Annotated in this window: 21 protein-coding genes; 7 read left to right on the top strand and 14 right to left on the bottom strand. The window is 71.4% G+C overall.

The window, feature by feature from the left end:
• Positions 1–138: 138 nt before the first annotated feature.
• From miv_RS18190 to miv_RS18200, 3 genes are read right to left on the bottom strand one after another with little or no spacing between them, the layout of a single operon-like run.
• Positions 139–321, bottom strand: coding sequence for a hypothetical protein (locus miv_RS18190; protein WP_207178064.1), 183 nt, complete (start codon positions 319–321; stop codon positions 139–141).
• Positions 322–331: 10 nt separating this feature from the next.
• Positions 332–625, bottom strand: a complete 294-nt coding sequence (locus miv_RS18195) for a hypothetical protein (RefSeq protein WP_207178066.1) — start codon at positions 623–625, stop codon at positions 332–334.
• A gap of 4 nt (positions 626–629) precedes the next feature.
• Positions 630–989, bottom strand: coding sequence for a hypothetical protein (locus tag miv_RS18200; RefSeq protein WP_207178068.1), 360 nt, complete (start codon positions 987–989; stop codon positions 630–632).
• A 160-nt stretch (positions 990–1,149) separates the two neighbouring features.
• On the opposite strand from miv_RS18200, the gene miv_RS18205 reads away from it, so the two are divergent.
• The 3 genes from miv_RS18205 (at position 1,150) to miv_RS18215 (ending at position 4,994) form a co-directional block, all read left to right on the top strand.
• The gene (locus miv_RS18205; protein ID WP_048430080.1) at positions 1,150–1,749 is read left to right on the top strand and encodes a nitroreductase family protein; all 600 of its coding nucleotides are present in this window, start codon (positions 1,150–1,152) and stop codon (positions 1,747–1,749) included.
• Complete coding sequence (locus miv_RS18210; protein ID WP_207178071.1) at positions 1,746–3,359, top strand: AMP-binding protein; 1,614 nt, start codon at positions 1,746–1,748, stop codon at positions 3,357–3,359. Before miv_RS18205 ends, miv_RS18210 begins: the two co-directional genes overlap by 4 nt.
• Before the next feature lie 234 nt (positions 3,360–3,593).
• On the top strand, positions 3,594–4,994 hold the full coding sequence (locus miv_RS18215; protein ID WP_207178073.1) for a sulfatase-like hydrolase/transferase: 1,401 nt from the start codon (positions 3,594–3,596) through the stop codon (positions 4,992–4,994).
• Between the two features lie 91 nt (positions 4,995–5,085).
• Here miv_RS18215 and atpC read toward each other — a convergent pair whose 3' ends face one another.
• The 9 genes from atpC to miv_RS18260 form a co-directional block, all read right to left on the bottom strand.
• The gene (gene atpC / locus miv_RS18220) at positions 5,086–5,487 is read right to left on the bottom strand and encodes an ATP synthase F1 subunit epsilon (RefSeq protein ID WP_207178075.1); all 402 of its coding nucleotides are present in this window, start codon (positions 5,485–5,487) and stop codon (positions 5,086–5,088) included.
• An 80-nt stretch (positions 5,488–5,567) separates the two neighbouring features.
• Entirely contained in the window at positions 5,568–7,025 is a 1,458-nt protein-coding gene (gene atpD, locus miv_RS18225) for a F0F1 ATP synthase subunit beta (protein WP_207178077.1), read from the bottom strand.
• Between the two features lie 25 nt (positions 7,026–7,050).
• Positions 7,051–7,935 (bottom strand): F0F1 ATP synthase subunit gamma, encoded by an 885-nt coding sequence (locus miv_RS18230; protein ID WP_048430075.1) that lies wholly within the window; start codon positions 7,933–7,935, stop codon positions 7,051–7,053.
• A 30-nt stretch (positions 7,936–7,965) separates the two neighbouring features.
• Positions 7,966–9,495, bottom strand: coding sequence for a F0F1 ATP synthase subunit alpha (atpA, locus tag miv_RS18235; protein ID WP_048430074.1), 1,530 nt, complete (start codon positions 9,493–9,495; stop codon positions 7,966–7,968).
• A 63-nt stretch (positions 9,496–9,558) separates the two neighbouring features.
• The gene (locus miv_RS18240) at positions 9,559–10,131 is read right to left on the bottom strand and encodes a F0F1 ATP synthase subunit delta (protein ID WP_207178080.1); all 573 of its coding nucleotides are present in this window, start codon (positions 10,129–10,131) and stop codon (positions 9,559–9,561) included.
• A 414-nt stretch (positions 10,132–10,545) separates the two neighbouring features.
• Entirely contained in the window at positions 10,546–11,250 is a 705-nt protein-coding gene (locus miv_RS18245; RefSeq protein ID WP_207178084.1) for a DsbA family protein, read from the bottom strand.
• 135 nt (positions 11,251–11,385) lie between these two features.
• The gene (locus miv_RS18250; protein ID WP_207183542.1) at positions 11,386–11,877 is read right to left on the bottom strand and encodes a glutathione peroxidase; all 492 of its coding nucleotides are present in this window, start codon (positions 11,875–11,877) and stop codon (positions 11,386–11,388) included.
• A gap of 52 nt (positions 11,878–11,929) precedes the next feature.
• The gene (locus tag miv_RS18255) at positions 11,930–14,071 is read right to left on the bottom strand and encodes a TonB-dependent siderophore receptor (protein ID WP_425312988.1); all 2,142 of its coding nucleotides are present in this window, start codon (positions 14,069–14,071) and stop codon (positions 11,930–11,932) included.
• Positions 14,072–14,488: 417 nt separating this feature from the next.
• Positions 14,489–15,688 (bottom strand): Zn-dependent hydrolase, encoded by a 1,200-nt coding sequence (locus miv_RS18260; RefSeq protein ID WP_207178086.1) that lies wholly within the window; start codon positions 15,686–15,688, stop codon positions 14,489–14,491.
• 234 nt (positions 15,689–15,922) lie between these two features.
• Between miv_RS18260 and miv_RS18265 the strand changes: the two genes are divergently transcribed.
• Positions 15,923–16,384, top strand: a complete 462-nt coding sequence (locus miv_RS18265; RefSeq protein WP_207178088.1) for a hypothetical protein — start codon at positions 15,923–15,925, stop codon at positions 16,382–16,384.
• A gap of 233 nt (positions 16,385–16,617) precedes the next feature.
• Here the strand turns inward: miv_RS18265 and miv_RS18270 are convergent, their stop codons facing one another.
• Together miv_RS18270 and miv_RS18275 are read right to left on the bottom strand one after the other, a co-directional pair.
• On the bottom strand, positions 16,618–16,851 hold the full coding sequence (locus tag miv_RS18270) for a DUF2171 domain-containing protein (protein WP_048431084.1): 234 nt from the start codon (positions 16,849–16,851) through the stop codon (positions 16,618–16,620).
• A 95-nt stretch (positions 16,852–16,946) separates the two neighbouring features.
• On the bottom strand, positions 16,947–18,530 hold the full coding sequence (locus miv_RS18275; protein WP_207178090.1) for an aldehyde dehydrogenase (NADP(+)): 1,584 nt from the start codon (positions 18,528–18,530) through the stop codon (positions 16,947–16,949).
• 222 nt (positions 18,531–18,752) lie between these two features.
• Between miv_RS18275 and larC the strand changes: the two genes are divergently transcribed.
• From larC to larB, 3 genes are read left to right on the top strand one after another with little or no spacing between them, the layout of a single operon-like run.
• Positions 18,753–20,051, top strand: coding sequence for a nickel pincer cofactor biosynthesis protein LarC (gene larC / locus miv_RS18280; protein ID WP_207178092.1), 1,299 nt, complete (start codon positions 18,753–18,755; stop codon positions 20,049–20,051).
• Positions 20,048–20,872, top strand: coding sequence for an ATP-dependent sacrificial sulfur transferase LarE (gene larE / locus miv_RS18285; protein ID WP_207178094.1), 825 nt, complete (start codon positions 20,048–20,050; stop codon positions 20,870–20,872). The genes larC and larE overlap by 4 nt, the downstream gene beginning before the upstream one ends.
• Positions 20,869–21,546, top strand: a complete 678-nt coding sequence (gene larB, locus miv_RS18290; protein WP_048431080.1) for a nickel pincer cofactor biosynthesis protein LarB — start codon at positions 20,869–20,871, stop codon at positions 21,544–21,546. The genes larE and larB overlap by 4 nt, the downstream gene beginning before the upstream one ends.
• Positions 21,547–21,561: the final 15 nt, after the last annotated feature.

The raw sequence follows: 21,561 nt of genomic DNA on the forward strand, positions 1-21,561 counted from the left end.
CCCTGGCCGCAAGCGATCACACGGCACAGGTCGGTGCGGGCGGGTCACACATCGTTGAGAGCCGAGCGCGGAGCCTCCGCAGGCGGGGAGAGGGGAGAACCCGTCGTCTTTCCCTTTCCGGATGGCACCGCCGCCCGCTCAACCCGTCCCCGGGTCGGCCTCGACCGTCTGCCGGTCGCCTGCATTGGCGCCGGAGGTGTTGGCCTCGCTCTCGCCGTCGCCGTCCTGCGGCACGGCCGCGACGCCCTTCAGGTCCTCGGCCGTAATCGTGTCCCGGCGCGCCTTGTCCCGATCGGTCGATTCGTCCTTGCGCTCGGCCATCCCGCTCTCCTCACCCGTCCGTCTTGCCGCTGGTCTTCTCGGTCCGGGACCCGCCGTCGGCCACCTTCTGGCCTTCGCGGGGTCCCTGCGCGGCGATCTGGTCGGAATGACCGCCGGAGCTGCCGCCGACCGAGACCGGCGGCCGGCCGGGTGTGCCGGCGGAGGACCACTCCTTCTTCAGCTCGGCCTCGTTGCGGCCGCCGCCCTCCTGCCGGGTGATCGCCGCCTGCTCGGGCGTCTGGTGGCCGCCGCCGACGGCGGGCTCGCCCCGGCTGCCGACCACGTCGTCGGGCTTCCTCGTCATCGCCTCACTCCCCCTCGTCCTGGCCGACCGCGGCGGTCGCCCGGTCGATGGCTTCCTTCGCGGCGGGATTCCGGGTGACGGGTCCGCCGGTCGAGGGGTCGCTGATCCGGCGCAGGTTCTCGGGCGGGGTCTCGTCCTCGGTCGCCTGGCTTCCGTCCGTCGCACCGATCGCGTCGCGGCGGTTGAAGTCGGAGGCGACGCGGGCGTCCCGGGCCTGGCCCATCGGGTCGTGGGCCATGTCGGCCTGCGTGCGCGGCGGCACCCCGACGTCGAGGGGGGAATCCTGCCCCATGTCCTGGCCGTTGCGGTCGGTATAGGGGTCGAAGTCGCGCAAGCTGGGCCGCGCCCGATCCGTCTTGTCCATGGAAGTCTCCTGTCGCGGCCGATCCGGCATGTGGGGGACAACACCGCCGGAGGTATGAGGTTTCCGCGGGTCGGGTCCCCCGGAAGTCCGGGGCGGCAGGCCGTGACAACCGCCGCGCTTGCTGGCAGGACGGCGCGAGTTCCACGGAGACCCTCCGCCCGTGACCACCGCCAATTCCCGTACCGCCGACCATCCGATCGACGCGCTGTTCCTCGAGCGCTGGTCGCCCCGCGCCTTCACCGGGGAGGCCGTGCCCCAGGCCGACCTGATGACGATGATCGAGGCGGCGCGCTGGGCCCCCTCGGGCTACAACTCGCAGCCCTGGCGCTTCGTCTACGGCTTGCGCGACACCCCCGCCTGGGAGGCCTTGTTCGGGCTCCTGGTGCCGTTCAACCAGGGCTGGGTGAAGAATGCCGGCGCGCTGGTGTTCCTGGCCTCGAACGGGATGATGAACACCCCGGACGGGCTGAAGCCCTCCTACAGCGCCTCCTTCGATGCCGGCACGGCCTCGGCGCTGTTCCAGCTCCAGGCGGTGAAGATGGGCTGGCACGCCCACGGCATGACCGGCTTCGACCACGAGCGGGCGCCGGCCGCGCTGAACCTGCCGCCGCACCACCGGGTCGAGGCCGCCTTCGCGGTCGGCCGCAAGGCGGATCCCGCGTCCCTGCCGGAGGAGACCCGCGCCCGCGAGACCCCGAACGGCCGCCACCCCCTCGCCGACTTCGTCTTCGAGGGCGGGTTCCCGCCGCGCGAGGCGTGATCCCCACCTCGTACGAGGATTGGGTCTCCGGGTTCCGCTGGCGGATCCCGGAGCGCTACAACATCGCGGTCGACGTCTGCGACCGCTGGGCCGCCGCCGACCCGACGCGCCCGGCGATCCTCGACGTCGACCCGGCCGGCCGGGTCGAGACCTGGAGCTACGCCGCCCTCGCCGAGGCCTCGAACCGCCTCGCCAACGGCCTGCGGGCCCACGGCGTCCGGGCCGGCGACCGGGTGGCGGTGCTGCTGCCGCAATCCCCCGCCGTGGTGGTGGCGCACCTGGCGATCTACAAGCTCGGCGCCGTCGCGCTGCCGCTCGCCGTGGTGTTCGGGCCGGAAGGTCTGCTGCATCGGCTGTCGGATGCCGGCGCGACCGCGGTGGTGACCCATGCGGGCGGCGTCGCCAAGCTGGCGACCCTGCGCGACGCCCTGCCCGGCCTCGCCCTGGTGATCTCGACCGACGGGGCCGGCGACGGCGCGCTCGGCTACGCCGACCTGCTGGCAGCGGCCTCGGCCGATTTCGCGCCCGTCGACACCCGGGCCGACGACCCGGCCCTGATGATCTACACCTCCGGCACCACCGGCCCGCCCAAGGGGGCGCTGCACGGCCACCGGGTGCTGCTCGGCCACCTGCCGGGCTTCTCGATGATGCACGACTTCATGCCGAAGCCCGGGGACCGGATGTGGACACCGGCGGACTGGGCCTGGGCCGGCGGGCTGCTCAACGCGCTCCTGCCGAGCCTGCATCACGGCGTCGCCGTGGTGGCGCGCAAGGCGGAAAAATTCGATCCCGAGGAGGCTTTTCGGCTGATGGCCGACCTCGCGGTCGCCAACGCCTTCGTGCCGCCCACCGCGCTGCGGATGCTGCGCATCGTCGAGGATCCGCGGGGACGATTCGACCTGCGCGCCCTGCGCACCCTGGCCTCGGCCGGCGAGATGCTGGGGCCGGAGACCTTCCACTGGGCAAAGCAGGCGCTCGGGCTCACCATCAACGAGGCCTACGGCCAGACCGAGTGCAACCTGGTGCTGGCCTCCTGCTCGGGCCTCGGCGTGGCGCGGGCGGGCTCCACGGGCCGGCCGGTGCCGGGCCACCGGGTCGCGGTGATCCGCCCGGACGGCCAGCCGGCGGCGGTCGACGAGATCGGCCAGATCGCCGTGGCGCGGCCCGACCCGGTGATGTTCCTGCGCTACTGGAACGACCCGGAGGCCACGGAGCGCAAGTTCCTCGGGGACTGGATGACCACCGGCGACCAGGGCCGGATGGACGCGGACGGCTACGTCCACTTCGTCGGGCGCGACGACGACGTGATCACCTCGTCGGGCTACCGGATCGGCCCCGGCGAGGTCGAGGATTGCCTCTTGCGCCACCCGGCCGTCGCGCTCGCCGCCGCAATCGGCAAGCCCGATCCGGTCCGCACCGAGATCGTCAAGGCCTTCGTGGTGCTGCGCCCCGGCCATGCGCCCTCGGACGCCTTGGCGGCGGAGATCCAGGCCTTCGTGCGCACCCGCCTCTCGGCACACGAATATCCCCGCGAGATCGCCTTCCGGGCGAGCCTGCCGCTGACCACCACCGGCAAGATCATCCGCCGCGTGCTGCGGGACGAGGCGTAGGCCGGATCGGCACCCTGGTTCGCGCCTCGGCACGCCCGCGCGGGGCAGCCCGCCGGGCCCAGGCCTCGACGTCCGGCCCCGGTGCAGCGGTCTCATTGCACCCTATTGATTTGTTGCCAACAAAATGTCGAGAACATCAACCTTGTTCTCCATCACGCCGAATAACCCTGGGTCATCGCTGAAATCCGGCCAGTTCGGAGGATGCCGTTAACCGCGAAACGGCCAAGCTCGGCCATGTCATCACGACATGACCTCTCGATGCCGGTGGCAATGCTCCAGATCGCCCGGAGATTCCTGAGAAGGCTGCGGCCGGAGCGGCCGGATCTGCTGCTGCTGGTCGGCGGCCTCGTGCTGCCGAACATCCTGGCGCTCATCGCGGGCACGGTCGCCGGAGTACCGGCACGCACGAGCGCCATCGCGCTCTACGCCGCGCTCGCCCTGCTGGCCGGGCGGGTGCGCGGCTGGATCCTGGCTCTGCTCGGCCTCGCGACGGTTCTGTTCGATCTCACCGAAGTCGTCGGCCGGATGTTCTTCCTCGGATTCGACGCGACCGTGCGGTCGATCGATCTCGACGTGCTGGCCGGTCTCCTGGCGACCCCGGCCTACGCGGCGGGCAGCGCCGTGATGGTCGCCGTCACGGTCGCCTACCTGGCGTTCCTGATGCGGGCGGGACCGGCGATGCGCCGGGGCGGCCGCCTGACCTTCGCGGCGGCGACCGCCGCGCTGATAATCGGCGACGGCCTCGCCAACGGCACCGCGGCCTACGATTTCGGCGCGGTGGCGAGCCTTGGCCACCGGTTCGAATCGGCGAGCCTGCTCTCGGGCTTCGACGCCCTGCCCGACCAGGTCCGCCCGCCGCGACGGGTCCTGATGGTGGTGGTGGAGAGCCTGGGGCTGTTGCGCGACCCGGGCGAGCAGGCGGTCCTCACCGCCCCCTTCGAGGATCCGGACCTGCGCCGGCTCTACACCGTCGCGACCGGAACCACGGCCTTCTTCGGCGCGACCGCGTCGGGCGAGATGCGTGAATTGTGCGGGACCTACCGCTCCTACGACGAGGCCTTCGTCGACGAGGACCCGGCCTGCCTGCCGGAGCGGTTCGCCGCCCGCGGCTACCGCACGGTCTCGCTGCACGGGTTCCAGGCCGGCTTCTATCACCGGGTGCACTGGTACCCGCAGGCCGGATTCCAGCACAGCCTGTTCGCCCACGAGCTGGAGACCCGCTTCCCCCATCCCTGCGGCGGACCGTTCCCGGGCGCGTGCGACACCGACGTGGCCGAGGCGGTCGCGACCGAGATCGCCAAGCCGGGCCCCGCCTTCGTCTACTGGCTCACCCTGTCGTCGCACGTGCCGGTGGCGCCCGGCACGGGCACCCCGCGCCAGCATTGCGGCACGCCGGAGAGCCGGTTTTCCGACCGGGAGGTCTGCGCCATGGTGGAGGTGTGGCAGGACGTGTTCGCGGCGGTCGCGCGCCTCGCCGTCGCCCATCCGGGGACCGAGATCCTGCTCGTCGGCGACCACGCCCCGCCCCTGTGGCGCCGGAATGCCCGCGATGCCTTCGCGCCCGGCCGGGTGCCGTGGATCCGCCTCTCGCCGGTGCCCGTCCCGGCCACGGGCCTCGCCGCCGCCAATCCCTGAAACGCCGGAAGGGCGGCGGAGCCCAAAGCCCCGCCGCCCTTCCGAAAAACCATCGTATGGGAATCGTCGCCCGTCGCCGGTGGCGCGAGGATCAGAAGCTCAGCGCCACCTTGGCCTCGCGCAGCTGCGCGATCTGGCCCTCGATCTCGATCTTGCGGTCGTAATCGCTGGTGGCGTCGTAGAGCAGCTCCGCCGCCGCGATGTCGGCGTCGATGATCGCGGGGGTCAGCTCCTCGATCGGGGTCGCGCGCTCGGCGATCACGGTCAGCGAGGTGGCGTTGATCTCGGCGAAGCCGCCGCGCACCAGCACCCGCTTGCCCCTCTGCGGGCTCTCGGTGATGACCAGCACGCCGGTCTTGAGGGTGGTGAGCACGGGCGCGTGCCCGGGCAGCACCGTCATCTCGCCCTCGGAACCCGGAAGCTGCACGGCATCGACCGCGCCCGAATACAGGATCCGCTCGGGGCCGACGAGGTCGAACTGGAAGGTGGCCATGGGGTCAGGTCGTTTCCGGTTTCGTCAGACGCGCGCGAAAGGGCCCGGCGCTCGAGCCGGGCCCGTCTTATCGCTGCCGATCAGGCCGCGGCGGCGAGGCGCTGGGCCTTCTCCTTGGCCTCCTCGATCGAGCCGACCATGTAGAAGGCGGCCTCGGGGAGGTTGTCGTACTCGCCGTCCACCAGGCCCTTGAAGCCCTTGATGGTGTCCTCGAGCGCCACGAGCTTGCCCGGCGAGCCGGTGAAGATCTCGGCGACGTGGAACGGCTGGCTCAGGAAGCGCTCGATCTTGCGGGCGCGGGCGACGGTGAGCTTGTCCTCCTCGGAGAGCTCGTCCATGCCCAGGATCGCGATGATGTCCTGGAGCGCCTTGTAGCGCTGCAGCACCTGCTGGACGCGGCGGGCGACGTTGTAGTGCTCCTCGCCGAGGATCGCCGGGGAGAGCATGCGCGAGGTCGAGTCGAGCGGATCCACCGCCGGGTAGATGCCCTTCTCGGCGATCGAGCGCGACAGCACGGTCGTGGCGTCGAGGTGGGCGAACGAGGCGGCGGGCGCCGGGTCGGTCAGGTCGTCGGCCGGCACGTAGATCGCCTGGACCGAGGTGATCGAGCCCTTGGTGGTGGTGGTGATGCGCTCCTGCAGGGCGCCCATGTCGGTGGCGAGCGTCGGCTGGTAGCCCACCGCCGAGGGGATGCGGCCGAGCAGCGCCGACACTTCCGAACCCGCCTGGGTGAAGCGGAAGATGTTGTCGACGAAGAACAGCACGTCCTGGCCCTCGTCGCGGAAGTGCTCGGCGACGGTGAGGCCGGTCAGCGCGACGCGGGCGCGGGCGCCCGGGGGCTCGTTCATCTGGCCGTAGACCAGGGCGCACTTGGAGCCTTCCGCGGAGCCGTGCTCCTTGGGGTCCATGTTCACCTTGGACTCGATCATCTCGTGGTAGAGATCGTTGCCCTCGCGGGTCCGCTCACCGACGCCCGCGAACACCGAGTAGCCCGAGTGGGCCTTCGCGATGTTGTTGATGAGCTCCATGATGAGCACGGTCTTGCCGACGCCGGCGCCGCCGAACAGGCCGATCTTGCCGCCCTTGGCGTAGGGAGCCAGCAGGTCCACCACCTTGATGCCGGTGACGAGGATCTGGGCCTCGGTCGACTGCTCGGCGTAGGACGGGGCCGGCTGGTGGATGGCGCGGAGCGACTCGGTCTTGATCTCGCCGGCCTCGTCGATCGGCTCGCCGATGACGTTCATGATGCGGCCCAGCGTGTTGGCGCCGACGGGCACGCGGATCGGCGAGCCGGTGTCGGTCACCTCCTGGCCGCGGACCAGGCCCTCGGAGGTGTCCATGGCGATGCAGCGCACGGTGTTCTCGCCGAGCTGCATGGCGACCTCGAGGACGAGGCGGTTGCCGTTGTTCTTGGTCTCGAGGGCGTTCAGGATCTCGGGCAGGTGGCCCTGAAACTGCACGTCGACGACGGCGCCGATGACCTGGGTGATGTGGCCGGTCTTGGTCGAGCCGGCGACGGGGGTGGCAGTGTTCGCCATGATGCTAATCCCTGATTGCGTGCGGTCAGAGCGCCTCGGCGCCCGAGATGATCTCGATCAGCTCCTTGGTGATCATCGCCTGGCGCGTCCGGTTGTAGATCAAGGTCTGCTTCTTGATCATCTCGCCGGCGTTGCGCGTGGCGCTGTCCATGGCGCCCATGCGCGCGCCCTGCTCGGAGGCGGCGTTTTCCAGGAGCGCCCGGAGGATCTGAACGGTGAGGTTCTTCGGGAGAAGGGCGGCGAGGATCTCGCCCTCGCCGGGCTCGTAATCGTAGACCGCGTCCGTCGAGGCACCCGCGGCCGCGCCGGTCGGGGCGATGTCGGCCGGAATGATCTGCTGCGCCGTCGGGATCTGGGCAATCACCGAGCGGAAGCGCGAGTAGAACAGGGTCGCGACGTCGAACTCGCCCGCGTCGTAGCGGCCGAGCAGATTGCGGGCGATGCCTTCCGCGTTCTCGAAGCCGAGCTGACGCACGCCGCGCAGCTCGATCAGCTCGACGATCTGGTCGCGGAACTCGCGACGCAGAACGTCGTAGCCCTTCTTGCCGACGCAGATGATCTTGACCGTCTTGCCCTGCGCCATCAGGCGCCGGGCATGGTCACGGGCGAGCCGCGAGATCGAGGAGTTGAACGCGCCGCACAGGCCCCGCTCCGCCGTGCAGACGAGGAGCAGGTGGGTGCGGTCCTGGCCGGTGCCGGAGAGCAGCCGGGGCGTCTCCGCCCCGGGCGTCAGGTTGGAGGCGAGGTTACCGAGCACCTGCGCCATGCGCTCGGCATAGGGCCGGGCGCTCTCCGCCGCCATCTGCGCCCGGCGCAGCTTGGCGGCGGCGACCATCTGCATCGCCTTGGTGATCTTCTGGGTCGCCTTCACCGAGGTGATGCGATTGCGCAGGTCCTTCAGACTCGCCATCGGAGGGTCCTTTGGTGTCGAGCCGGAGGCTTACTGGAAGGACTTGGCGAAGGACTCGACCACGCCCTTCAGCTTGGCGCCGCTGTCGGCCGACAGCTCCTTGGAGGAGCGGATCGTGTCGAGCAGGTCGGCGTGCTTGGTGCGCAGGGTCGAGAGCAGGCCGTCCTCGAAGGCGCGGACCCGGTTGACCGGGATCGCATCGAGGTAGCCGTTCACGCCGGCGTAGATCACCGCGACCTGCTCTTCCATCTTCAGCGGCGAGAATTGCGGCTGCTTCAGGAGCTCGGTCAGGCGGGCGCCGCGGTTGAGCAGCTTCTGGGTCGAGGCGTCGAGGTCCGAGCCGAACTGGGCGAAGGCCGCCATCTCGCGGTACTGCGCCAGCTCGCCCTTGATCTTGCCGGCGACCGACTTCATCGCCTTGGTCTGGGCGGCGGAGCCGACGCGGGACACCGAGAGGCCGACGTTCACCGCCGGGCGCACGCCCTGGTAGAACAGGTCGGTCTCGAGGAAGATCTGGCCGTCGGTGATCGAGATCACGTTGGTCGGGATGTAGGCCGAGACGTCGTTGGCCTGGGTCTCGATGACCGGGAGCGCGGTCAGCGAGCCGTTGCCGGCAGCGTCGCCCATCTTGGCGGCGCGCTCGAGAAGGCGGGAGTGCAGGTAGAACACGTCGCCCGGATAGGCCTCGCGGCCCGGCGGGCGGCGCAGCAGCAGCGACATCTGGCGGTAGGCCACGGCCTGCTTCGACAGGTCGTCGTACACGATCACGGCGTGCATGCCGTTGTCGCGGAAGTACTCGCCCATGGCGCAGCCGGCGAAGGGCGCCAGGAACTGCATCGGCGCGGCGTCCGAGGCGGTGGCGGCGATGACGATGGAGTATTCCAGCGCGCCGTTATCCTCGAGCACCTTCACGAACTGGGCGACGGTGGAGCGCTTCTGGCCGACCGCGACGTAGACGCAGTACAGCTTGGCCTTCTCGTCGGTGCCGGCATGGGCCGGCTTCTGGTTCAGGATGGTGTCGAGGGCCACCGCCGTCTTGCCGGTCTGGCGGTCGCCGATGATCAGCTCGCGCTGGCCGCGGCCGATCGGGATCAGGGCGTCGATCGCCTTGAGGCCGGTCGCCATCGGCTCGTGCACCGACTTGCGCGGAATGATGCCCGGGGCCTTCACGTCGACCCGGCTGCGCTTCTCGGCGACGATCGGGCCCTTGCCGTCGATCGGGTTGCCGAGCGCGTCGACGACGCGGCCGAGCAGGCCCTTGCCGACCGGCACGTCCACGATGGCGCCGGTGCGCTTGACGGTCTGGCCTTCCTTGATCTCGCGGTCGGAGCCGAAGATCACGACGCCGACATTGTCCTGCTCGAGGTTCAGGGCCATGCCGCGCACGCCCGACTCGAACTCGACCATCTCGCCGGCCTGGACGTTGTCGAGGCCGTAGACGCGGGCGATGCCGTCGCCGACCGACAGGACCTGACCGACCTCGGTGACCTCGGCCTCCTGGCCGAAGTTCTTGATCTGCTCCTTCAGGATGGCGGAGATCTCGGCGGCACGGATGTCCATCTGGACCTTCCCTCGTTCGTTCGTGTCGGGCGTTGTTCTGGGTCGGCGGGTGCGTCGGGGCCCTTAGCGGGCGCCCTGCATCGCCAGGCGGATGCTGTTGAGCTTGGTGCGCAAGCTAGCGTCGACCATGCGCGAGCCGAGCTTGACGACGATGCCGCCGATCAGGCTCGGGTCGATGCGCAGGTCGAGGTCGACCTCGGCCTTCGCGACGTCCTTCAGGGACGCCTTGATGTCCTGGAGCACCGCGTCGGAGGGCTTTTCGGCGAGCCGCACCTCGGCGCGCACGATGCCCTTCGACTCGCGCACCAGCTCGCGGTAGGCGCGGATCATGTCCGGCAGGGCGAAGAGCCGGCGGTTGGCGGCCGACAGGCGGATGAAGTTGCCGGCCAGACCCCCGATGCCGGCCTTGGCCAGCACCGCCTCGATCGCCTTGACCTGATCCTCGGCCGAGAAGGCCGGGCTGCGCACGAGGCGCCGCAGATCGGCGCTCTCGGTCAGCAGGGCGTCGAACCGGTCGAGCCCCTCGGCCACCGCGTCAACGGACCGCTCCTCGCGGGCGAGCTCGAACAACGCCGAGGCGTACCGCCCGGCGACGCCCGCCAGGGGAGAACCCGATTCCGATGCGTTCTGAGCCACCAGCGCTCTCTCTTCATGTCCTGGCCCGACGGGTCCGGCCGTATCGCGCCGGTCTGGAAAAGAGCGGCGGCGGCGCGCGGCCCGTCGATGATGGGAAAGGCTCCGGCGCGAGAAGACAGCCCCCTCCCCCGGCGCGGCGCCGGCCTAGCATGGGTTTTCGGGGGGCGCAAGGCGAGCGGAAGCGCACGCCAATCGCGAGGCGGGCCCTGAGTTTAATCCAATCCGGCGCCGGTCCGCGCGTCATCGCGGGCGGGCCTTCGACGATGGTCGGATTGCCCCTCGAAAAACCGGGCCGGCGGCGCGGCGCTCCCGCCGCCGTGTCCGCCGCGACGGGAGCGCGAGGTTTCGTGATGGTTTCCGAAAGTTTTCGGGCGCGCCGGTTCGTGCGCCGGGGCTCGGGCCCCGGGGCGGGCCTCAGCTCGCGCAGGCGATCTCGTCGCACTCGGCCACCGCCGCGAGCACCCGGGCGAGGCTCTTCGGCCCCGGATAGCCGAGGAGCGCCGCCGTGCCGACGACGTAGGACGGGGTGGCGTGCAGGCCGAGATTCGCCGCGAGCCGCATCTGGGCCTTCAGGGCCTCGCGCACCTCGTCGGAATCCGCCGCCTGCTCGATTGCCGCGCGGTCGTGGCCGAGGCGGGCCGCGGCGTCGAGCGCCCGCGTCCCGTCGATGCGCCCGGAGGTCCCCGGCCCGAGGAGGGCGGCGTAGAGCTTCGCGGTCGCCGCCGAGCCGCCGGCCCGCTGCACGGCGAGCGCCACCTTGGCGGCCTGGGCCGACTGGACCGACAGGATCGGGTTGTTGACGAGCCCGATGCGCAGGTCGGGATTGGCCTTGACGAGGTCGTCGAGGTCCCGCGCCGCTGCCCGGCACCACGGGCAATTGTAGTCGAAGAACTCGTAGAGCGTGACCGAGGCCTCGCGCGGTCCGATCCAGGTCACGCCGCGCGAGGCGCCGATCTCGGAGACGAGTTCGCCCGGCAGGCGGGTGTTGGGGAGCGGCTGGCCGTTGTCGCCGGTGATCGCGCGCCATTGGCCCTCCGCCTGCGCCAGGGCCCTGCCGGAGGCCAGGGCGGGCAGCGTCGCCAGGGACGCGGCGAGCAGGGTGCGGCGGGAGAGCGACATGGGGGGTCCTCGGGGGTCCGGATCCGGCCGGCGACGGGCGGTCCTGCCCCGAAGGTCTAGCTCGGCCATTTTGGCCGGATGATGGCCTGACACGAAATCCGGCTGATCGTCTCGCGATGCGGATTTCGGCTTCGCTCACACCCGTTCCGCCAACGCCTTCTCCACCGCACCTTCCAGCGCCGCCGGCGTCACCCGGGGCGCGAACCGTGCGACCACCCGGCCGTCTCGGCCGACCAGGAACTTGGTGAAGTTCCACTTGATCGCCCGGGTGCCGAGGAGCCCGGGCTTGGCCTCCTTGAGATGGGTGAACAGCGGCTCGGCCCTCGCCCCGTTCACCTCGACCTTGGCGAGGAGCGGGAAGGTGACGTCGTAGGTCAGCGTGCAGAACCGGGCGATCTCGGCGGCGTCGCCCGGCTCCTGGGCGCCGAACTGGTTGCAGGGAAAGCCCAGCACCACGAGGCCCGCCTCGCGGTGGCGGCGCCACAGCGCCTCCAGCCCGGCATAATGCGGGGTGAAGCCGCAGGCCGAGGCGGTGTTGACCACGAGCAGCACCCTGCCCCGATACTGCGCCAGCGGATGGGGCGTCCCGTCCGGGGCGGCGGGCGCGAAGTCGTGGACCCTGGTCATGGTCACCCTGCTCATGGCTGCCTCGTGGCGGAGCCCGCCCCGCCGTCAGCCTTCAGAACCGGGCGGCGACCCCGCCCATGATCGTGCGCGGCTGGCCCGGCGTCGCGTAGCGGTTCTGGAACGAGCGGTCGAAGTAGCGCTCGTCGAACAGGTTGTCGACGTTCAGGTAGACCCGCACGCCCGGGCTGATCTGGTAGTAGGAGATCAGGTTGGCGAGGGTGTAGGCCGGCATCGTGAAGGTCGAGAGCGCCGTGCCGGCGACGCGGGAATCGACGTGGGTGACGCCGCCGCCGAGGCCGAGGCCGCGCAGGGGCCCGCTCTGGAACTCGTAGACGCTCTGGAGCGCGACGCTGTTTTGCGGGATGTTGGCGAGCCGGGTGCCGACGGGAAGCGTCGAATCGCGGGTGATCGCCGCATCGACGAAGGCGTAGGTGCCGATGACCCGCCAGCCCGGGGCGAGGAAACCCGCGACGGAGATGTCGAAGCCGCGGCTGCGCGCCGCTCCGGTCGCGACGCTGAAGTTCTGGTCGACCGGATCGGTGACGAGCTGGTTGGTGCGGCGGATGTCGAAGAAGGCCGCGGTCGCGTCCAGCCGCCCGTCGAGCAGGCTCAGCTTGACGCCGGTCTCGTAGCTCTCGGCCTGCTGGAACGGGAACGGCCGGCCGGAGCGGTCGGCACCGGTATTGGGCCGGAACGACTGGGCGTAGCTGCCGTAGATCGAGGCGATCTCGGTCACGTCGTAGACGAGGCCGAAGCGCGGCGTCGCCGCCGTGCCCTGGAGCTTCGTCGTCGCCCCGTTGATGTAGTTGGTCGTGTCGAGGGCGATGTCCTCGACGCGCACGCCGAGAAGGGCATGGAGCTTCGGCGTGAGGTCGATCTGGTCCTGGACGTAGCCGGCGTAGCTCGTCGTGGTCTGCAACAGGTTGCTGCTCCGCACGGTCAGGGCCGGCAGGGCCTGGCCGTAGCGCGGCGCGAACAGGTCGAGGACGAAGGGGTTGGTGTTGAAGTTCGAGCGGGTGATGTCCTCGCGGTAGCGCAGGCTGTCGCGCTCGAGTCCGACCAGCAGGGCATGGCGCAGGAAGCCGGTCTCGAACTTGCCCGCGAGGTTGATCTGGAGATCGAGGTCCGACCAGGTCAGCTCGCGCCGGTCGAGGGTGCGCCGGAGCAGGTTGCCGTTGCCGAGGAAGCCGACGGTCTGGACCGCATCGCCGGCAATGTTGCCGGCCATCACCTGGGCGCCCGCGTTCAGCACCCAGTCCGCGTCGAACCTGTGCTCGACGCGCAGCTGGCCCAGGGCGTTGTCGTTGCGGAACGGGGCCAGGCCCGGCTCGCCGATGTAGCGGTTGCGCGGCACCGCCCGCAGGTCGTTGCGGAACGGGACGATGCCGCGGTCGAAGATCTGGCCGGCACTGATGAACTCGCCCTCGAAGGTCACCGTGGTGTCGGCGCTCGGCTTCCAGGCGATGACGGGGGCGAGGTAGTAGCGGTCGCTGTGGACGAAATCGCGGAAGCTGCCGTTGTCCTCGACCGCGCCGGTGAGGCGGGCGAGCACGGTGCCGCCCTCGTCGAGGGCGCCGGTGGCGTCGAAGGTGCTGCGCTTGGCGTTGTAGCTGCCATATTGCGTCCCGATCGCGAAGGAGCGCTCGGCGGTCGGCTGCTTCGTCACGATGTTGAAGGTGCCGCCCGGGTCGCCGCGTCCGTACAGGAAGGCCGAGGGTCCTTTCAGCACCTCGATCCGCTCGATCGACACGATGTCGGGCGAGTTCGGGTAGCCGCGGTTGATCGGGAAGCCGTTGCGGTAATACTCGCCGGTGGCGAAGCCCCGGATGGTGAACTCGGTCAGCCCGAGGCCGGCGAAGTTGTTGGAGCGCCCGACACCGGCGAGGTCGAGGGCGGTGTCGACCCGCGTCGCCGCCGCGTCCTCCAGCACCTGCCGGGGGACCGGCACCACGGCCTGGGGCGTCTCGCGCAGGGGCGTGTCCGTGCGGGTCGCGCTCACGCTGGTGCGGGCGAGATAGCCCTCGGCCCTCAGGGGCGCGGAGCCGCCCCCGCCCGCGACCGAGATCTCGTCGAGCTGGATCTCCGGGGACGTATCGGCCGCGGCCTGCGCCGCCGCGGCCCGAGGCCCCAGGCCGCCCCAGGCCCCCACGCAGGTCGTCGAGACGAGCGCCGCGACGGCGGCACCACGCTTGATAGTCTTCACAATCACAACCACAGATTTATGCCGGCCGATACGATCGGGCCGCCCTACGGCACGAGATACGTATTGTCAACAATCAGAATAAATCAGAACGATTGTAGATTTGTGGAGAAAATGATCTTCATTATAATAACTACAAATACAATCAGCGGGCCATGACGCATCCGCGGTCCGGCGGGCGAAGCGGCCCGCCGGGGCTGCGCGCGCTGGAGCGTTGTCCGACGGGGTGGAGACCGGTTCGTCGATGGAAAGTTATGCAAAATCAAAGATCGTGAGCAGCGTCCGATCGCACCGCGATCGGGCGCCGCCCCAAGCAGACTTGCGCTGGAAGGCCAACGCTTCGCCCGCTCAGGTTCTTGTTTCGTCGCAGATTTTCGCCGCCGAACCGGTGTCCACGTCGGCGAAATCTGCTTAGGCCAGGATCCGCGCCGCGGCCGCCCCCAGCACGCGCACGCCGAGCGCCAGATCCTCCTCCCGGGTGTCCTCGGTCCAGTGGTGGCTGATGCCGCCGATCGAGGGCACGAACAGCATCGCGGCGGGCATCACCTTGGCGACGTTCTGCGCGTCGTGGCCGGCGCCCGAGGGCATCGCCTGCCAGCCCCCGGGGCACAGGGCCTCGGCGGCGTGCGACAGCGCGCCCATCAGGCCGGGATCGCACAGGGCCGGGCTGTTGCGGGAGATCTCCTCCAGGGTCGCGGTGCAGCGCTCGCGGCGGTTGCTCTCGCGGATCAGCGCCCGCAGGGTCGCCTCCATCCGCTCCAGCACCGGCACCGACACGTCGCGGAACTGAAACAGGATCTCGGCCCGGCCCGGGATGATGCTCGGCGCGCCGGGATCGAGGGTGATCCGGCCGGTGGTCCAGGTGCTGCGCTCGCCGCAGATCCGCGGAAAGGCCTCGTCGATGGCGGCGAGCAGGCGCACGGCGGTCAGGCCCGCGTCGCGGCGCTCCGCCATCGTGGTGCCGCCGGCATGGTCCTGCTGGCCCTCGATCACGATCCGGAACTGCCAGATCGCCACGATGCCGGTGACGATGCCGAGGCGCTGGCCCGCCGCCTCGAGCTGCGTGCCCTGCTCGATATGCATCTCGAGGAAGCCGCGGTAGCGCCCCGCCTCCAGCTGCATCCGCTTCAGGCCGGCGAGACCGGCAGCCTGCAGGGCCTCGCGCAGGGGCGTGCCGTCGGTGCGGTTGCGGCTGCCGTCGATCGCGGCCTCCGTCACCTCGCCGATGGCGGAGCGACTGCCGAGGAAGCCGACATCGAAATGCCCCTCCTCGTCGGCGAAGGCGCAGACATCGACCGGCAGGCCGGCCCGGGCCAGCGCGATCCCCGCCACGACGCCGAGCGCCCCGTCGAGCCAGCCGGCCTCGTTCTGGCTCTCGATGTGGCTGCCGACGAGAAGGTGCGGCCCCGCGCCGGGATGGCGCCCCAGCACGGTGCCGACCCCGTCGATGGTGGGGGCAAGCCCGCATTCCTCCAGCCGCCGCATCAGCCAGCGCCGGGATTCCATGTCCTCGGGCGAGTAGGTCGGACGATGCACGCCGGTGCGGAAGCGGCCGATCGCCCGCAACGCGTGGAGGTCCGCGAGGAAGGCCTGGGTGTCGATCTCGGGCATGGTCCTCGCCGTCCTCGCCTGGGCGCGCCGTACCGGAGGGAGAGGTGCGGCGCGGGATGGGAGCACGATCCGTACCATGGGGCCGGGCAAGATATAACAAACCTGGGACGGGCCGACCGGGCCCGCTCGTCTGCACGGCCGATGAACGGGCTGGAGCGGGGCCGTTCAGGCGAACACGGCCACGATCGGGGCGGGGCGATCATTCCAGGTAGACGCAGCGAAGGTCCTCTCAGGATGAGCAAGACACTCGGTCTCGCGGCGGCGGCCCTCGTGCTCGGCGCCCTCGCGGTCGCGCCGGCTTCCGCGCACGGGCACCACCATCACCACGGGCCTCACCACCACGACCACCATCACGGCCATCGCCATCATGGGCACGAGGGCTGGGGCGGGCATCGGGGCTGGGGCGGGTGGCACCGACATTCGAGTGGCCCGCGGATCTACGTCGACCGGCGCCCCGTCTTCGTGCGGGGCGGCCCGCGGATCTATGTCGACCGGCGCCCGATCTTGGATCGGCGCCCGATCTTGGATCGGCGCCCGATCATCGTCGCGGACGGGCCGCGCCGCGTCGTCGTTGCCGGAGGCTACCCGGTCGACGCGCCCCGTCCCGGCTACGGCTGCTCGACCCGACAGCGGTTCGGCCTGACGGAGTGGGGGATGCGGAAGGTCGTGACCACCCGGACCTGCATCGTCCCGTAAACGATCCGCCGCGCGGATCGCGGCGGAAAGAAGGCCCGCAGGCGCGTACCTTGGTAGCAGTGCCGGTCCGGGAACCGTGCGTCGGCGAGCAGGGTTTTTCTCGTGCAACGCGATGGCGATGCCACCGCGCGGCCCTCGCCCTCCCGGGCGTTTCCTCCCTAGACTCCGGGCCGCCTGAGCAAGGCGGCCTTTTTTCGTCCGGGAGGGGCGTTCCGGCCCCGACCACCGCCCTCTCAGGCCGTCGCCCACTCGTCCTTGGCCTCGGCTTTGGTGCGGTTGAGGCGTACCTGCCCGCCCTCGACGCTGGCGATGGAATCGACGTGGATGAAGTGATGGTGGCCACCGGCCTCCGGGTCGGTCTTGGTCAGCTTGATCCGCTGTCCGTCGACGTGATCGATCGTGCCGACATGGCCGCCATCGGAACCGACGACGGGCATGTGCTCCGTGATGCGGCTGGTGTCGATCATCGCGCGCTCCTGTGCTGGTGCGGCGATCAACGGGGATACCGGGGGCGGGTTCCCCCGTCCCGGGAAGCGGCGTGGCCTCCCGGGACGGGGCGGGATCAGGCCCCCGGCGCCACGGTCTTTCCATCCTCGCGCCGCCACAGCTTGAGCGGGTTGGCGTCCTTCAGGGCGTCCGGCAGCAGGGCCTGCGGCAGGTCCTGGTAGCTCACCGGGCGCAGGAACCGGTGGATGGCGAGGCTCCCGACCGAGGTGGTGCGGCCATCCGAGGTCGCCGGGTAGGGCCCGCCATGCACCATGGCGTGGCCGACCTCGACGCCGGTGCCGAAGCCGTTGACCAGGATGCGGCCGACCCGGCGCTCCAGCACCGGCAGGAGCGCCCGCGCCGCCTCGTGGTCGGCCTCGTCGAGGTGGAGGGCCGCGGTCAGCTGGCCTTCCAGCCGTTCCAGCACGGCGCGGATCGTCGCGAGATCGGGGCAGCGCACGATGAGCGAGGCGGCGCCGAACACTTCCTCGGCGAGGGTGTGGTCGGCGAGGAAAGCGTCCGCGGTCGTGGAGAAGAGCGCCGCCTGGCCCTGGTGGGTACCGCCGGCGAGCCCCCGGGCGAGGGTGGTCACCGCCGGGTTGGCCTCGAGCGCCGCGACGCCGGCGCAATAGGCCTTGTGGATGCCGGGCGTCAGCATCGTGGCGGCCTGGATCTCCGTCAGCGCGGCGGAGGCCGCCTCGACGAAGCCGTCGAGGCCCGCGCCCTCGACCGCCAGGATCAGGCCCGGATTGGTGCAGAACTGGCCCGAGCCGAGGGTGAGCGACCCCGCGAAGGCCCGGCCGATGTCGCGGCCCCGCGCCTCGAGCGCCGCCGGCAGCAGGACGACCGGGTTGATGCTGCTCATCTCGGCATAGACCGGGATCGGGACGGGGCGGGCGGCGGCGGCCTGCATCAGCGCGACGCCGCCGCGGCGCGAGCCGGTGAAGCCGACCGCCGCGATGCGCGGATCGGCGACCAGCGCCTGGCCGACGCTGATGCCGGCATCGAGGAGCAGCGAGAACACGCCCTCGGGCAGCCCGCATTGCTTGACCGCCGCCTGCACCGCACGGCCGACCAGCTCCGAGGTGCCCGGATGGGCCGGATGGGCCTTCGCCACCACCGGGCAGCCGGCGGCGAGCGCGGACGCCGTGTCGCCGCCCGCGACCGAGAAGGCGAGGGGGAAGTTCGAGGCGCCGAACACCGCGACCGGGCCGACGGCGATCTGGCGCAGGCGCAGGTCCGGGCGCGGCAGCGGCTTGCGCTCGGGTTGCGCGGGATCGACCCGGGCCTCCAGGAAGCCGCCGTCGCGCACCACGGCGGCGAACATCTTGAGCTGGCCGACGGTGCGGCCGCGCTCGCCCTCGAGCCGGGCGCGGGGCAGGCCGCTCTCGGCCATGCAGCGCACGATCAGCTCGTCGCCACGGGCGAGGATCGCCTCGGCCACCGCTTCGAGGAAGCGGGCCCGGTCCTCGAGCGAGGTCTCGCGGTAGGTGTCGAAGGCCGCGGCGGCGAGCGCGCAGGCCCGGTCCACGTCGGCCGGCGTCGCCGCCGCGAAGGCCGGCTCCAGGCTGTTTCCGGTGGCGGCCTCGACCGCCCGGAAGGTCTCGCCCTCGCCGCGGCGGGCGGTGGCGCCGATCAGGTTCTCTCCGGTGATCCGCATGGGGTCCGTGTCCTCTCCTGTGATGCGCGACCGCCCGGGCGGTCGGCGTCGTGTCGTTGGTGGGGCTTATGCCCCGGGGCGTGGGGAGGATCCACCGGGGCGGGGCGTGAAAGTCCGGGCCGTCCCCGCTGCGACCGTCTGTCCGGGGCGCTTGCCGTGAGGCCCCGCGGGCCGATCTGCCCAACGACCGGCGTCAGGTCCGAGGCCGGGACGAAGGACGCGATGCAGATTCATCTCGACGCCGTCGGCGGGGTCGCCGGCGACATGGTGGCGGCGGCGCTCCTCGACGCCTTTCCGGAGCACGAGGCGGGGGTGCGCGAGAGCGTGGCGCGGGCAAGCCGCGGCCGCACGACGTGCGCGCTCCTCGCCCATGGCGACGGCGTGCTCCAGGGCCGGCGTTTCGCGGTCACCGGCCCGGAGGGCGAGGCGCCCGACCGCCCGGCGGACGACCACGGCCATCACCGCCACGATCACCAACACCACGATCACCCTCATCACCACGACCATCACGGTCACCACCATCACGGCGGCCACCACGCGCACCGGCACTGGTCCGCGATCCGCAGCGACCTGGAGGCGAGCGGGCTGCCTCCCGCCGTGCTCGCCCACGCTCTCGCGATCTTCGGGCATCTGGCCGAGGCAGAGGCGCGGGTGCACGGCATCCCGGTCGAGGCGGTGGCGTTCCACGAGGTCGGGGCCTGGGATTCGATCGCCGACATCGTGGCGGCGGCCCACCTGATCGACGCGATCGGCGCCACCCGCTGGTCGGTCTCGGCGCTGCCGCTCGGGTCCGGCCGGGTGCGGACCCAGCACGGTCCCCTGCCGGTCCCGGCGCCCGCCACCGCGCTCCTGCTCGAAGGCTTCCTCACCCTCGACGACGGCGTGCCGGGCGAGCGCGTGACCCCGACGGGGGCGGCGATCCTACGCCATCTCTGCGGCGGCGCGCCTCGGAAGAGCGGGCCGCGCCGGCTCCTGCGCAGCGGCCTCGGCTTCGGCACCAAGACTCTTCCCGGCCTGAGCAACGTGCTGCGGGTGCTGGCTTTCGAGGAGCAGGGCGAGACCGGTTCGCCCGGCCACAGGGAACTGGGCATCATCGAGTTCGAGGTCGACGACCAGTCGGCGGAAGACCTCGCCATGGGGCTCGACCGGCTGCGGGCGCACCCCAAGATCTTCGACGTCGTGCAGATGCCGGTCTTCGGCAAGAAGGGCCGGATGATGACCCATGTCCGGGCGCTCACCCGGGCCGACGCGATCGAGGAGGCGATCGAGGCCTGCTTTCGCGAGACCACCACGATCGGGCTGCGCCACCACAAAGTCTCGGGGGCCGCGCTCGAGCGGCGCCTCGACACCGTCGAGGTCGCGGGCCAGGCGGTCCGGGTGAAGAGCGTCGCGCGGCCGGGTGGGCGCACCGCCAAGGCGGAATCCGACGACGCGCTGGCAACCGCGGGCCACGCCGCCCGCCAGGCCCTGCGCCGCGAGGCCGAGCGCCTGGCCCTGCAACGGCCGGAGGACGAGCGATGAGCGCCCCCCTCGACACCGTCCTTGGCGGGATCGGGCCGATCGCCGTCGCGGTGAGCGGCGGGGTCGACAGCCTGACGCTGGCGACGATCGCGCATCGCACGATGCGAGAGCCGCCCCTGATGGTGCATGCCGTCTCCCCCGCCGTGCCGGGCGAGGCGACCGAGCGGGTGCGGGCGGAGGCGGCCCGCGAGGGCTGGCGGCTCCGGGTGATCGAGGCTGGGGAATTCGCCGACCCGGCCTACCGCGAGAACCCGGTCAACCGCTGCTTCTTCTGCAAGACCAACCTCTACGGGGCGATCCGGCAGGTGACCGGGCGCCAGATCGTGTCCGGCGCCAATCTCGACGATCTCGGCGAGTACCGCCCCGGCCTCGACGCCGCCCGCGAGCACGGGGTGCGCCATCCCTTCGTCGAGGCGGAGTTCAGCAAGGCGATGGTGCGGGCGCTCGCCCGCGACCTCGGCCTCGGTGCCGTGGCGGACCTGCCCTCGGCCCCCTGCCTGTCGAGCCGGGTCGAGACCGGCATCCGCATCGAGCCCGAGACCCTGGCCTTCATCCATGCCGTCGAGCGGCTGGTGGGCGAGGATCTGACGGCGACGGGTGCCGAGACCGGACCCAGGAGCGCCGTGCGCTGCCGGGTGCGCGCCGCCGGCATCGTGGTCGAGCTCGATCCCCGGAGCCTCGCCGGCCTGCCGGACGCGATGCGGGCCGATCTCGGCCGCCGCATCGCCGCGCGTGCGCCGGCCCGGCTCGCCGCGGCGCCGGTCTCCTTCGCGCCCTACCGCACCGGCAGCGCCTTCCTGACGGGAGGGCCGGCCCGGTGAGCCTCCAGGACGAATTCACCCTCGACTTCGCCCGCACCGAACGCATCGGCCTCGAAGAGGCGGTCTTCGCCGCCGGCAAGTCGGCGGCGCAGATCGACGCGATCCTGGCCGCCGCCGACGAGCGGGGCGCCCGCTTCCTCGTCACCCGCCTCGACCCTGAGCGGTACGCGGCGCTCAGCTATCGCGACCGGCTCGATTACTGCCCGGTCTCGCGCACGGCGTTCTTCGGCGCGGCCCGGCCGGTCGCCGGTCCCTCCCGCATCGCCATCGTGGCGGCCGGCACCTCGGACGTGCCGGTGGCCCGCGAGGCCGAGCGGACGCTGGCCTACCAAGGTCATGCCACCACGCTCATCGCCGATGTCGGCGTGGCCGGCCTGTGGCGGCTGACCCGGCGGATCGAGGAGATCCGGGCCCATCCGATCGTCATCTGCGCGGCCGGCATGGATGCGGCGCTCCCCAGCGTGCTCGGCGGCCTCGTCGCCGGTGCGGTGATCGCGGTACCGACCTCGGTCGGCTACGGCGTCGCGGAGGGCGGACGCGCCGCCCTCGACGCGGTGCTGGCGAGCTGCGCCCCCGGCATCGCGGTCGTCAACATCGACAACGGCTACGGCGCCGCCTGCGCGGCCCTGCGCCTGCTCCACGCGGCAAACCGGCTCGCGGAGGCCTCCCGATGACTCACGGAGAATCGC

This window comes from Methylobacterium indicum (assembly GCF_017347565.1).
Classification (GTDB): Bacteria; Pseudomonadota; Alphaproteobacteria; order Rhizobiales; family Beijerinckiaceae; genus Methylobacterium; species Methylobacterium indicum.

Excerpts from the sequence above, each read along its gene's own strand:
- miv_RS18265 (WP_207178088.1), top strand. The coding sequence starts at position 15,923 with ATGAGCAAGACACTCGGTCTCGCGGCGGCGGCCCTCGTGCTCGGCGCC.
- miv_RS18200 (WP_207178068.1), bottom strand. The coding sequence starts at position 989 with ATGGACAAGACGGATCGGGCGCGGCCCAGCTTGCGCGACTTCGACCCC.
- atpA (WP_048430074.1), bottom strand. The coding sequence starts at position 9,495 with ATGGACATCCGTGCCGCCGAGATCTCCGCCATCCTGAAGGAGCAGATC.
- miv_RS18215 (WP_207178073.1), top strand. The coding sequence starts at position 3,594 with ATGTCATCACGACATGACCTCTCGATGCCGGTGGCAATGCTCCAGATC.
- miv_RS18195 (WP_207178066.1), bottom strand. The coding sequence starts at position 625 with ATGACGAGGAAGCCCGACGACGTGGTCGGCAGCCGGGGCGAGCCCGCC.
- miv_RS18270 (WP_048431084.1), bottom strand. The coding sequence starts at position 16,851 with ATGATCGACACCAGCCGCATCACGGAGCACATGCCCGTCGTCGGTTCC.
- miv_RS18230 (WP_048430075.1), bottom strand. The coding sequence starts at position 7,935 with ATGGCGAGTCTGAAGGACCTGCGCAATCGCATCACCTCGGTGAAGGCG.
- miv_RS18275 (WP_207178090.1), bottom strand. The coding sequence starts at position 18,530 with ATGCGGATCACCGGAGAGAACCTGATCGGCGCCACCGCCCGCCGCGGC.
- atpD (WP_207178077.1), bottom strand. The coding sequence starts at position 7,025 with ATGGCGAACACTGCCACCCCCGTCGCCGGCTCGACCAAGACCGGCCAC.
- larC (WP_207178092.1), top strand. The coding sequence starts at position 18,753 with ATGCAGATTCATCTCGACGCCGTCGGCGGGGTCGCCGGCGACATGGTG.
- miv_RS18245 (WP_207178084.1), bottom strand. The coding sequence starts at position 11,250 with ATGTCGCTCTCCCGCCGCACCCTGCTCGCCGCGTCCCTGGCGACGCTG.
- atpC (WP_207178075.1), bottom strand. The coding sequence starts at position 5,487 with ATGGCCACCTTCCAGTTCGACCTCGTCGGCCCCGAGCGGATCCTGTAT.
- miv_RS18250 (WP_207183542.1), bottom strand. The coding sequence starts at position 11,877 with ATGACCAGGGTCCACGACTTCGCGCCCGCCGCCCCGGACGGGACGCCC.
- miv_RS18190 (WP_207178064.1), bottom strand. The coding sequence starts at position 321 with ATGGCCGAGCGCAAGGACGAATCGACCGATCGGGACAAGGCGCGCCGG.
- miv_RS18260 (WP_207178086.1), bottom strand. The coding sequence starts at position 15,688 with ATGCCCGAGATCGACACCCAGGCCTTCCTCGCGGACCTCCACGCGTTG.
- larE (WP_207178094.1), top strand. The coding sequence starts at position 20,048 with ATGAGCGCCCCCCTCGACACCGTCCTTGGCGGGATCGGGCCGATCGCC.